Consider the following 12,287-nt stretch of genomic DNA (forward strand, 5'->3'; position numbering starts at 1 on the left):
GGGTGACTTCACCCGCCGAACCCCCTGCCAGCCCTGAGTCCCGCTCGCCCGCCATGCTGGTCGACGGTGATCTCCTGAGCGTGGGAGACCTCTCGCTGCGGGTGCGGGCCAGCACGCGCCGGAAGCGGTTCGCGCTGACCGTTGAGTCGGATGCCGGGCTGACCCTGCACTCGCCTGCCGGAGGGGGCGTGGCGGACGCCGAGGACTTCGTACGGGCACACCGGGCGTGGGTGGTGTCGAAGGTCGGGGTGCGGGAACGGACCCGCCCGCTGAATCCGGCCAAGCGGCTCGTGGACGGCGAAGTCTTCCGGTACCTGGGGCGGACGTACCGGCTGACGGTCGCCGAGGGAGAGGTGCGGGACGGCATGGTGCGGCTGGTGGCGGGCCGCCTGGTGATGGGGCGGAGCCAGGCCGCCGACCCGGAACTGGGCAGAGCCGCTCTCGTCGGCTGGTACACCAGGGCCGGCCGCGCGTGGGTGGGCGGCAGGCTCCAGCCGTGGGCCGCACGGATGGGGGTTGACGAGCCGGAGCTGGACGTCAGGGACCTGGGTGAGCGCTGGGGTTCGTACCGGCCCGGGACTGCCGGAGGACGGGGGCGGATGAGCCTCGGGTGGCCGCTCTTCCAGTTGCCGATGCACCTCGTGGACTACGTGGTTGCCCACGAGCTGGCACACGTCCGGGTTCCCGGACATCGCTCGGACTTCTGGAGGCTGCTCGGTACTGCCTTGCCGGAGTACGAGGAACGCCGCAGGGAGCTCGACGAGCTGGGGCGGCGTATGTGGATGGGAGAAGTCGCTGCTCCCTGACCACCGGCGGACGTGCGTACACCTGTTACCGAACGCGTACACAGAATCCGTACAACTTTTCCCTTCCTGTTGAGTCATCTGATGCGGAAGCGCCGACAGTGCGCTTCCGCATCACTGGTTCTTAGGGGACGGGACACGGGGACATGACCGCACGCGCCGTACGCACCACACGCAAGAACCGGATAGCTAGAGGCGTCACCGCCGCCGCGCTCGCCACCGGAGTTCTCCTTCCGCTGGCCGCCGCCACCCCCGCCACGGCCGCCGCACCCCAGGTGGCGTGCAGCTCGAACAAGGCAGGGCTGGCCACCAAGCTCAAGAACGACATCACCGCCGCCCTGCGGGGTCGCCCCGGCACCGTCTCGGTCGCCGTGTACGAGCACTCCAGCCGCACCTACTGCTCGCTGCGCGCCTGGAACTCCTACGACTCCGCCAGCATCGTCAAGGTCACCGTCCTCGCCGCCCTGCTGTGGGACGCGCAGAAGACCAACCGGGCGCTGACCGCCCGTGAACGCGACCTCGTCACCGCCATGATCACCAAGTCCGACAACAACGCCACCACCACCCTGTGGAAGCAGCTCGGCGTAGGGAAGATCAACGGTTTCCTCAAGGCCGCGGGGATGACGGGGACCAAGCCGGGAGCGAACGGCTACTGGGGGCTCACCCGGATCAACGCCTCCGAGCAGTCCAAGCTCCTCGGCACGATCACCCTGCGCAACAACGTCCTGAAGGACAGCTCGCGCGCGTACATCCTGGACCGGATGGCCGCCGTCGTGTCCGGCCAGCGCTGGGGCACCCCCGCCGGGGCCCCGGCACGGAGCAAGGTGCACGTCAAGAACGGGTGGCTGTCGCGCGCCACGAACGGCTGGCGGGTGCACTCCCTGGGCGCCTTCACCGGCCTTGGCCACGACTACACGATCACGGTGCTCACGCACGGCAACCAGAACATGCAGCAGGGCGTGGACACCATCCAGGCCGTATCCAGGGCCGTGCACCGCGATCTCAACCCGGCCGCCACGAGCAGCACGCTCCGGGAGTCCGCGCCGCAGGTCGTCGTCCCGCCCGCCGTACCGCAGGAAGTGATGCCGCCGTTGCCGGAGAACGGGCCGGCCGACGGTCCGCAGCGCGCGCCGGGGACCACCGCGCGCTAGGTCCCCACTCCCGCGCGCCCCGTTGCGGTGGGATGAAATCCGCAGTTCGCGACGTTGTTGCCTTCCGGTGGGACACGGAACGACCGGGAGGCAGCACGTGGCAGAGCAAGACCAGAGGACCGTACGAGAACCGGGCTGGGCCCGCCGGCTGATCGGCTACGCCTGGCGCTACCGCACCAACGTCCTGCTCGCCCTCGGCTCCTCCCTCGGCGGCATGGCCGTCATGGCCCTCGTCCCGCTCATCACGAAGATCGTCATCGACGACGTGATCGGAAAGGGCACCAGGTCGCTCGCGGTGTGGACCGGACTGCTGATCGCGGCCGCCGTCGTCGTCTACGTCCTCACGTACGTCCGCCGCTACTACGGGGGCAAGCTCGCCCTCGACGTGCAGCACGACCTCCGTACCGAGATGTACGGAACGATCACCCGCCTCGACGGCCGCCGCCAGGACGAGCTGTCCACCGGACAGGTCGTGGGGCGCGCCACCAGCGACCTCCAGCTGATCCAGGGCCTGCTGTTCATGCTCCCGATGACCATCGGGAACATCCTGCTGTTCGTCATCTCCCTCGGCATCATGGCGTGGCTGTCCCCGCTGCTCACCCTGGTCGCGCTCGCCGTCGCCCCCGCCCTGTGGTTCATCGCCCGGCTGAGCAAGAAGCGCTTGTTCCCCGCCACCTGGTACGCCCAGGGCCAGGCCGCCGCCGTCGCCGGAGTCGTCGACGGGGCGGTCTCCGGCGTCCGCGTCGTGAAGGGCTTCGGGCAGGAGGAGCAGGAGATGGGGAAGCTGCGCGAAGTCTCGCGCCGCCTCTTCGCCGGCCGGCTGCGCACCGTCAGGCTGAACTCCCGCTACACCCCCGCCCTCCAGGCCGTCCCCGCCCTCGGCCAGGTCGCCATGCTGGCGCTCGGCGGCTGGCTCGCCACCCGGGGGCAGATCACCCTGGGCACCTTCGTCGCGTTCTCCACCTACCTCGCCCAGCTCGTCGGCCCGGTGCGCATGCTCGCCATGGTGCTGACCGTGGGCCAGCAGGCGCGGGCCGGCGTGGAACGCGTCCTGGAACTCATCGACACCGAGCCGGCCATCGCGGACGGCACCAAGGAACTCCCGGCCAACGCCCCCGCCACCGTCGAGTTCGACGACGTGAGCTTCGGGTACGAGGCTGACCGCCCCGTCCTGGACGGGTTCTCGCTGGAGATCCGCGAGGGCGAGACCGTCGCCGTCGTCGGGTCCTCCGGAAGCGGCAAGTCGACCGTCTCGCTGCTGCTGCCCCGGTTCTACGACGTGTCGCACGGGGCCGTGCTGGTCGGCGGCCACGACGTCCGCGAGCTGACCCTCTCCTCGCTGCGGGCCGCCATCGGGCTCGTACCGGAAGACAGCTTCCTCTTCTCCGACACCGTCCGCGCCAACCTCTCCTACGGCCTCCCCGACGCCACCGACGAGCAGATACGCGCCGCCGCACGCGCGGCCCAGGCCGACGGGTTCATCGAAGAACTCCCCGACGGGTACGACACCAAGGTCGGCGAACAGGGCCTCACCCTCTCCGGCGGCCAGCGGCAACGGCTCTCCTTGGCGCGCGCCATCCTCACCGACCCCCGGCTGCTCGTTCTCGACGACGCCACCTCCGCCGTCGACGCCCGCGTCGAGCACGAGATCCACGAGGCGCTCAGGAGCGTGATGGCGGGCCGCACGACGCTCCTCATCGCCCACCGCCGCTCCACCCTGAACCTCGCCGACCGCATCGCCGTCCTCGACGGAGGCCGGCTCTCCGACATCGGCACCCACGCGGAGCTGGAGCGCCGCTCCGCCCTCTACCGCCGGCTGCTCACCGACCCCGACGAACTGGGCGGCGTCTCGCCCGGCCACACGCTCCCCGCCGCTCCCGTCGAGGACGACCGGTCGGTACAGGCCGAACTGGACGCCGAGTTCGACGCCGAGCGCGGCATCACCCCCGACCTGTGGATACGCGACGAGTCCGACCCCGCCAGGACGGGCACGGCCACGTCCGCCACCGACCACGCGCCCGGCATGCCCGCCACCCCCGAACTGCTCGCCCAGGTCGCCGCGCTGCCCCCGGCCGACGGCGTGCCGGACATCGACGAGGCACGGGCCGCCGCCCCCGAGGACTCCTACGGCCTGCGCAGGCTGCTGCGCGGCTTCGGCCTCCCGCTGCTGGTCAGCCTGGGCCTGGTCGCCGTCGACGCCGGTATGGGCCTGCTCCTGCCGTTGCTGATCCGGCACGGCATCGACGAGGGTGTCACCCAGCTCGCGCTCGGCGCGGTGTGGACGGCCGCGGGCCTCGCGCTGCTCGCCGTCCTCGTGCAGTGGGGTGCGCAGATCAGCGAGGCCCGGATGACCGGGCGGACCGGCGAACGGGTCCTCTACTCGCTCCGGATGAAGATCTTCGCCCAGCTCCAGCGGCTCGGACTCGACTACTACGAACGGGAGCTGACCGGGCGCATCATGACCCGGATGACGACCGACGTCGACGCCCTGTCCACGTTCCTCCAGACGGGCCTGGTCACCGCGTTCGTCTCCGTCGTCACCTTCTTCGGCGTGATGGCGGCGCTCGTGGTCATCGACGGGGAACTCGCGCTTGTCGTCTTCGCGACGCTGCCGCTGCTGGTCATCGGCACGTACTTCTTCCGCAGGAAGAGCGTCCAGGCGTACGAGCTGGCCCGCGACCGGGTCGGCGTCGTCAACGCCGACCTCCAGGAGTCGGTGGCCGGACTGCGCATCGTGCAGGCCTTCGGGCGGGAGAAGGCGGGCCGCGAGCGGTTCACCGCCAACAGCCGCAGCTACCGGCAGGCGCGGGTGCGCGGCCAGTGGCTGATCTCGGTCTACTTCCCGTTCGTGCAGTTCCTCTCCTCGGTGGCCGCCGCCGCCGTGATGATCGTCGGCGCGGGGCGGATCGAGGCGGGGACGCTGACCGCCGGTGCGCTCGTCGCGTACCTCCTCTACATCGACCTGTTCTTCGCCCCCGTCCAGCAGCTCTCCCAGGTCTTCGACGGCTACCAGCAGGCGACCGTCTCCCTGCGGCGGATCCAGGAACTGCTGCGGGAACCGACGTCCACCGTGCGCGCGGACTCGCCGAAGGACGTGCCGTCGCTGCGCGGCGAGATCGCCTTCGAGGACGTGTCGTTCGCGTACGGCTCCGCCGACAAGCCGGAGGAGGCCCTCACCGGCATCTCCCTGCGCATTCCGGCCGGTCAGACCGTCGCGTTCGTCGGCGAGACCGGCGCGGGCAAGTCCACCCTCGTCAAGCTGGTGGCCCGCTTCTACGACCCGACGAGCGGCCGGGTCACCGTCGACGGCACCGACCTGCGCGACCTCGACATGACCGCCTACCGCCACCGCCTGGGCGTCGTCCCGCAGGAGGCCTACCTCTTCGCGGGCACGGTACGGGACGCCATCGCCTACGGGCGGGCGGACGCCACGGACGCGGAGGTGGAGGCGGCGGCCCGCGCGGTCGGCGCGCACGACATGATCGCGACCCTGGACGGCGGCTACCTGCACGCCGTCACCGAACGCGGACGCAACCTCTCCGCCGGTCAGCGGCAGCTCATCGCGCTCGCCCGCGCCGAACTGGTCGACCCGGACGTGCTGCTGCTCGACGAGGCGACCGCGGCGCTCGACCTGGCCTCCGAAGCCCAGGTCAACCAGGCCACCGACCGGATCGCGGGCCGCCGTACCACCCTGGTCGTCGCCCACCGGCTGACCACGGCCGCCCGTGCCGACCGTGTCGTGGTCATGGACCGGGGGCGGGTCGCCGAGGACGGCACGCACGACGAGCTGCTCGCGCTGGACGGGAAGTACGCCCGGCTGTGGCGGACCTTCGTGGGGGAGGACGAGCCGGCGGCGGTCTGACCGCCGGCCTGCCCCCGCCCCGTGAGCCGGGTGCACTCTGCAACCGACGCGTGGCCAGCACGCGTCGTACGCACATACGATCCCGGCGGGGGAATGGGCGAGTGTGTTCGATGGGGCGGGCGGGGCAGGGATGAAGCCGATGGAACTGATGAAACGCAGGCTGCTCAACGCGCTCGCGGTGGCGACGGCGGCCGGAGTGCTGGTCCTCGGAGGCCCGGCCGTCGGGCACGCCGAGGCGGCGGCCGGAGCCTGCGCGGGGGCGCGGGTCAAGACGTACGGCTTCGCGACGGGGGAGATCCGCGTCCACAAGGCCCGCCAGTACGTGTGCGCCCAGACGGTCGCCAAGCGGGCAGGCGTACGGCAGAAGATGCGCGTCACCATCCAGGCGCGGGGGAGCAGGGCCGCCGTCGACTCCGGCGTGTACACCCGCCACGCGGGACCGGTGAAGGTGTTCGCGGTCAACCGGTGCGTACGGGTGACGGGTTCGGTGGGGGCCAAGGGGGCCTCTTCCGGATGGATCCTGTGCTGAACCGGTCGCCCTCTTGCGAAAATGCCCAAATCCTCTGCTGACAAAGGGGATTGGGGAGCGCTAGGTTCACCCCTGTTGTCCGTGTGCTGACAGGCAAGGGGAGTGGCGAATGCGCAAGACCTTCAGAGGGATGCTCGCGGGAGCGGTTCTTGTGGGCACCATAGGTGCGGTGAGCCCGGCCCTCGCCGCGGAACCCGACGCGGCGGCTGCCCAGGCCCCCGTCGCGACCGACATCAAGGACCGCATCCTGGCCATCAAGGGCATGTCCCTCGTCGAGGAGAAGCCCTACGACGGCTACCGCTACTTCGTCCTCAACTACACGCAGCCGATCGACCACCGCCACCCCTGGCGCGGCACCTTCCAGCAGCGGCTGAGCATCCTGCACAAGGACGTGTCCCGCCCCACCGTCTTCTTCACCAGCGGCTACCACCTCTCGACCAGGCCCGGCCGGTCCGAGCCCACCGCGCTCGTCGACGGCAACCAGGTCTCCCTGGAATACCGGTACTTCACCCCTTCGCGCCCCGCACCCGCCGACTGGTCCAAGCTGGACATCAAGCAGGCCGCCGACGACCAGCACCGCGTCTTCACCGCACTGAAGTCGATCTACTCCAAGAAGTGGCTGTCCACCGGCGGCTCCAAGGGCGGCATGACCGCCACCTACTACGAGCGCTTCCACCCGCGCGACATGGACGGCGTCGTCGCGTACGTCGCCCCCAACGACGCCCGCAACGAGGAGGACCGCGCGTACGACCGTTTCTTCCGCACCGTCTCGACCCGCGAGTGCCGCGACCGCCTCAACAACCTCCAGCGCGAGGCCCTGGTGCGCCGCAAGCCGCTGCTGGCCAAGGCGGAGGCCCTCGCCAAGGAGAACGGCTCCACCTTCAAGACCATCGGCAGCGTCGAGAAGGGCTTCGAGAACACCGTCCTCGACTTCGTCTGGGGCTTCTGGCAGTACAGCTCGGAGCAGGAGTGCGCCGATGTTCCCGAGGCGAAGACCGCCACCGACGACCAGATCTTCGACTACATCGACGCGAAGTCCGGCTTCAGCTCCTCCAGCGACCAGGACCTCGCCACGTACACGCCGTACTACTACCAGGCAGGCACCCAGCTCGGCGCGCCGCAGTACAAGTACCCGCATCTCAAGGGCCTGTTGAAGTGGGGCCCGGACTACTTCCAGCCGCGCGTGTACGTGCCGCGCGACATCCCGATGAAGTGGCAGGACGGCGCGATGCGCGACATCGACGGCTGGGTGCGACGCGAGGCGCGGCAGATGATGTTCGTGTACGGGCAGAACGACCCGTGGGGCAGCGAACGCTTCGCCCCCGCGCGCGGCGCCCGCAACGACAACCACGTCTACACCGTGCCGGGCGCCAACCACGGCGCACGCGTCGCCGGACTCCCCGCGGACCAGCAGGCGGCGGCCGTCGCCCGGATCCAGAAGTGGGCGGGAGTCGCCCCGGCCGCCGTCCAGGCCGACCCGGCGAAGGCGAAGCGGCTGACGGCGTACGACGCGAGGCTGGACCGGGTCGAGGTGAACAGGGAGCACGGCCTGCGACCGTAACGTGACCGGTGCGCACGCCCGTTGACGCCCGGCCGGCTGCGCACCGGACCTCACACCGGCCGGGCGCACCCGACCGGCCGCCCGCCGCCCAGCTGTACGTACAGCCGGGTGGCGGGCGGGCACTGGGCGCGTGTGCCGACCGACCGTTCCACCCGGAACGCGGGGGAGCGGTCGCCCGAACCGTCGCACGCCGTCTCCTTCACCCGGCCGCCGCCCGCCTCGTACACGCAGTCCCCGACGACCGTGTGCGGGCCGCCGCCACCACCGGGGTCGCCGGGGTGCGGGGCCTGGAGGTTGCGCATGCAGGCGTAGCCGCGCGGGACGACGCCGTCGCCGTTCTCGTCGCTGCTGGGCCGTGACTCCGAGAGGTGCAGGACGAAGTCGGTGGTGGCCGGACACGCCCGCCCGTCGCCGCTCTCGCCGTTGTGGCGCTCGGTCACCCGTGCGGCGGCCCGCTCGCTGTTGCACGGCACCTCGCGGGGCGCGGCCCCGTACGAAGCACACTCGCCGACGCCGAGGAAGACGTCCCCGTACCCGGAGGGCGCGGTGGGCACCAGGCCGCCGGCCTGCCCGGAACCCCGACCGACCCCGCCCGCTTCCCCGCCCCCGTCACCCCCCTGGCAACCGGCTGCCAGCAGTCCGGCCGCCCACAGGCCGACCCCCAGCACCCGCAGCCCCTGCCGCACCCGACGCCGGCTCCCGGGCGGGCCACCCTCGCCCTGGCTTGTGCTCCCGGCGCTGCTTCCGGGCGCGCCCGTGCTCCCGCTCCGGGGTGAGCCCACGCCTGTGCTCCCGGCGCTGCTTCCGGGCGCGCCCGTGCTCCCGCTCCGGGGTGAGCCCACGCCTGTGCCCCCGGCGCTGCCTCCGGGCGTGCCCGTGCTCCCGCTCCTGCTCCCGGGCGGGCCCATGCCCGTGTTCCCGGCCGCCCCGGCCCGGCCCCCGCCTTCGCCCCCGGCCCTGTTCTCGCTCACGTGCCGCCCCCCCGACGCTTCGCCCGGACTGGCCCGGCCCCGGGGGCGTACGCCAGGTGCGCGGGGTCGGTTCCGCCGTAAGGGGGAACACGCCGCCCCTCCTGCGGCGCGCACGACCGCCTCACCCACCCCGCCCGGCCCATCCCTCGCACTCGCACCAATGTGCGAGAAGCGGCGACTTTCCCGGAGGACCCGGGAACCCGCTCGCGTCCCGCGTCGTCCCATTGCCGTACCGCCGGAGAGTCTCCGCAGGGCGGTGTCGGCCCTCGCTGCTGGCTGCGTTCGCTGACTCCCCTCTCCAACCGTCCGCGGCCGGCAGTACGCCGCCACCGGCGCGCCCCCTCCATATGCGCCGGTGGCGGCCCCCTCCCCCCCGGCCCCCACTCCCGGAAAGTCCCCGCACCACGCTCTGCACGGTTATTGACGGGTACTTACTTTCGAGCCAGTGTGACCCCGCTGGAAGTTTCCTTCAAGGGCTTCACGAAGGGGTACCCGTGCCGGACCGCACCTCCGCTCCCTCCCGCCGCACCCTCCTCACCGCGAGCGCCGCCGCGGCGGCCGTCGCCGTCACCGGAGGCACCGTCGGCCCCGCCGCGGCGGCCGACCGGCCCACCGCCGACCGCCTCCGCCACCTCATCGCCTCCATGACCCTGGAGGAAAAGGTCGGCCAGCTCTTCGTGATGCGGGTGTACGGACACTCCGCGACCGCCCCCGACCAGGCGGACGTCGACGCCAACCTCAAGGAGATCGGCGTCCGTACCGCCGCCGAGCTGATCGCGAAGTACCACGTCGGCGGCATCATCTACTTCGCGTGGGCGCACAACACCCGCGACCCGCACCAGATCGCCGACCTCTCCAACGGCATCCAGCAGGCCGCCCTCGCCGACCGCACCCGCATCCCGCTCCTGACCTCCACCGACCAGGAGCACGGCATCGTCGCGCGGGTGGGCAGACCCGCCACCCTGCTGCCCGGCGCGATGGCGCTCGGCGCGGGCGCGTTCCGGCGCGGCACCCGTGACGCCCGCGAAGCCGCCCGTATCGCCGGTGCCGAACTCGCCGCCCTCGGCATCCGGCAGAACTACGCCCCCGACGCGGACGTCAACGTCGACCCCGGCAACCCGGTCATCGGCGTCCGCTCCTTCGGCTCCGAGCCGTCGTCGGTGGCCGCCCTCGTCGCCGCCCAGGTGCGGGGCTACCAGTCCGCCAGAGTCGTCGCGACGGCCAAGCACTTCCCGGGGCACGGCGACACCAAGGACGACAGCCACCACAAACTCCCGCACATCGACCACACGCGGGAGGAGTGGCAGGCGCTCGACGCGCCGCCCTTCCGCGCCGCCGTCGCCGCCGGCATCGACTCGATCATGACGGCCCACATCGTCGTCCCCGCACTCGACCCGGCGGAGGACCCCGCGACGCTGTCCCGCCCCATCCTCACCGGGATCCTCCGGGAGGAACTGGGCTTCCAGGGCGTCGTCGTGACCGACTCGCTCAGCATGGAGGGCGTCCGCACGAAATACGGCGACGACCGGGTGCCGGTGCTGGCGCTGAAGGCGGGATGCGACCAGCTCCTCAACCCGCCGAACCTGGACGTGGCCTGGAACGCGGTCCTCGCGGCGGTCAGGGGCGGGGAACTCACCGAGGCAAGGATCGACGAGTCCCTGCTGCGCATCCTCCGGCTCAAGGCGAAGCGCGGGCTCTTCGACCAGCCGTACGTGACCCGCCGCGCCGTCGACCGCACCGTGGGCACCCGCCGCCACCTGGCCGCCGCCGACCGGATCGCCGACGCGACGACGACCCTCCTGGTGAACGAGGGCGGGCTGCTGCCCCTGTCCCCCCGCCGCCACCGGCGGGTGCTCGTCGTCGGCGTCGACCCGGCCTCCCCGACCGGCACGACGGGCCCGCCCACCGCCGTCCTGGCCGCCGAGCTCACCGGGCTCGGCTTCACCGCGACGGCGCTGCCCACCGGCCCCGCCCCCACCCGAGCGAAGATCGACGAAGCGGTCGCCGCGGCGCGGGCGGGCGCGAACGCGGTCGTCGTGACCACCCGCAACGTGTCGGCCACGAGCACCCAGCGGACCCTGGTGGCCGAACTCGCGGCGACGGGCGTCCCCGTGACGACGATCGCGATCCAGAACCCCTACGACGTGGCCCGCACCACGGGCCTCGGCGCGCGCGCCCACCTCGCCGCGTACTCCTGGACGGACGTCGAGACGCGAGCCGCGGCACGCGTACTGGCGGGACGGATCCGCCCGACGGGACGACTGCCCGTCCCGGTGCACAGGGCGGACGACCCGGGGACGGTGCTGTTCCCCGTGGGGCACGGGCTGGGGTACTGAGGCGGGGGACGGGCTCAGGGCCGAGGACGGGGGAGGCGCGGGACGGCGGGGCCCTCTACGTGGCCTGGGTGGTCACCGTCTTCGGCTTCGGGGCGTGGGGGTTCCTGCTCAGCCGCCACCCCGCCTCCCCGGTGGCCCCCTTCACGCTCCTCGGCCCGCTGGCCCGGTTCCGGTTCAGCGGGCCGAGGAGCCTTTGGCGGAAGCCAGCAGGGCCAGGTGTTCCCGTCCCGCCGCCAGCAGACCCGGCAGCTCCGCCGCCCCCGGGTACCAGCGCTTCTCGTACTCCCAGCACACCCAGTCGTTCGGGGTGAGGAGGGAGAGGCACTCGGCGAGCGGCAGCACCCCGGCGCCGAGGGGGAGCGGAGTCGTGTCGTCGGCCGACGCGATGTCCTTGCACTGCACGTAACCGAGGTACGGGGCGAGCACGCCGTGGGAGGTGGCGGGGTCCTCACCGCCGAGCCAGGTGTGCATGACGTCCCACAGGACGCCGACGTTCTTGTGGCCGACGGCGGCCACGACACGGGCCGCGTCCACGCCGGTGCGGTGCGAGTCGTGGGTCTCCAGGAGGATGCGCACGCCGTACTCCTCGGCGATCTCCGCCGCCGCGCCCAGCCGCCGCGCGGCCCGGTCGTCGCCGCTCTCGCAGCCGCCGGCGGAGGCGTTCTCCGCGACGTCCCGCGCGTCCCCGGCGCCGGGGAAGACCCGTACGTACGGAGCGCCCAGGTCCCGCGCCAGTTCCAGCAGGCCCCGGACCTCCGCCAGCACCGGTTCGTCCTCGCCCGGGACGGCGACCTTCGCGTACCCGGCGACGGCGAGGATCTCGATCCCCACGTCGGCGAACGTCGCAGCGGTCGCCGCGCGCGCCTGTGGCCCGATCCCCGGATGCACCGGCTCCTCGGGGTGGGCGCGCAGCTCGACGCCCTGGAAACCGGCGCCCACGGCGAGCGCGGCGACGTCGGACATCGGCATGCCGGGGACGCCGAGGGTGGAAAAGGCCAGCTTCACTGGGCGACAACTCCTTCTGTTCCTGCCGTGGTGGATACGGCTGTTCCTGCGGTGGTGCGTACGGCTCGT

At 72.2% G+C, this 12,287-nt stretch carries 8 protein-coding genes; 6 read left to right on the top strand and 2 right to left on the bottom strand.

Annotated features, from left to right (window positions below; translation table 11 throughout):
• The first annotated feature begins 2 nt into the window (after window positions 1–2).
• From HNQ79_RS17420 to HNQ79_RS17440, 5 genes are all read left to right on the top strand, one after another.
• A complete protein-coding gene (locus tag HNQ79_RS17420; protein ID WP_229923127.1) occupies window positions 3–806 on the top strand; it encodes a M48 family metallopeptidase in 804 nt (267 codons plus the stop codon).
• A gap of 143 nt (window positions 807–949) precedes the next feature.
• The gene (locus HNQ79_RS17425; protein WP_185032005.1) at window positions 950–1,954 is read left to right on the top strand and encodes a serine hydrolase; all 1,005 of its coding nucleotides are present in this window, start codon (window positions 950–952) and stop codon (window positions 1,952–1,954) included.
• A 97-nt stretch (window positions 1,955–2,051) separates the two neighbouring features.
• Entirely contained in the window at window positions 2,052–5,816 is a 3,765-nt protein-coding gene (locus tag HNQ79_RS17430) for an ABC transporter ATP-binding protein (protein ID WP_185032007.1), read from the top strand.
• 139 nt (window positions 5,817–5,955) lie between these two features.
• Window positions 5,956–6,345 (top strand): hypothetical protein, encoded by a 390-nt coding sequence (locus HNQ79_RS17435; protein ID WP_229923128.1) that lies wholly within the window; start codon window positions 5,956–5,958, stop codon window positions 6,343–6,345.
• 109 nt (window positions 6,346–6,454) lie between these two features.
• On the top strand, window positions 6,455–7,906 hold the full coding sequence (locus HNQ79_RS17440) for a S28 family serine protease (protein ID WP_185032009.1): 1,452 nt from the start codon (window positions 6,455–6,457) through the stop codon (window positions 7,904–7,906).
• Between the two features lie 50 nt (window positions 7,907–7,956).
• On the opposite strand, the gene HNQ79_RS17445 is transcribed toward HNQ79_RS17440, so the two are convergent.
• Window positions 7,957–8,592: a hypothetical protein gene (locus HNQ79_RS17445; protein ID WP_229923129.1), complete on the bottom strand. Its 636-nt coding sequence runs from the start codon at window positions 8,590–8,592 to the stop codon at window positions 7,957–7,959.
• Window positions 8,593–9,371: 779 nt separating this feature from the next.
• Between HNQ79_RS17445 and HNQ79_RS17450 the strand changes: the two genes are divergently transcribed.
• Window positions 9,372–11,213 carry a glycoside hydrolase family 3 protein gene (locus HNQ79_RS17450; RefSeq protein WP_229923130.1) on the top strand — a complete coding sequence of 614 codons (1,842 nt, stop codon included), beginning with the start codon at window positions 9,372–9,374 and terminating at the stop codon, window positions 11,211–11,213.
• Window positions 11,214–11,387: 174 nt separating this feature from the next.
• On the opposite strand, the gene HNQ79_RS17455 is transcribed toward HNQ79_RS17450, so the two are convergent.
• Window positions 11,388–12,218, bottom strand: coding sequence for a sugar phosphate isomerase/epimerase family protein (locus HNQ79_RS17455; RefSeq protein ID WP_185032013.1), 831 nt, complete (start codon window positions 12,216–12,218; stop codon window positions 11,388–11,390).
• Window positions 12,219–12,287: the final 69 nt, after the last annotated feature.

The organism is Streptomyces candidus, from assembly GCF_014207445.1.
Classification (GTDB): Bacteria; Actinomycetota; Actinomycetes; order Streptomycetales; family Streptomycetaceae; genus Streptomyces; species Streptomyces candidus.

Coding starts and splice junctions, on each gene's coding strand:
- HNQ79_RS17425 (WP_185032005.1), top strand. CDS start 950: ATGACCGCACGCGCCGTACGCACCACACGCAAGAACCGGATAGCTAGA.
- HNQ79_RS17435 (WP_229923128.1), top strand. CDS start 5,956: ATGGAACTGATGAAACGCAGGCTGCTCAACGCGCTCGCGGTGGCGACG.
- HNQ79_RS17440 (WP_185032009.1), top strand. CDS start 6,455: ATGCGCAAGACCTTCAGAGGGATGCTCGCGGGAGCGGTTCTTGTGGGC.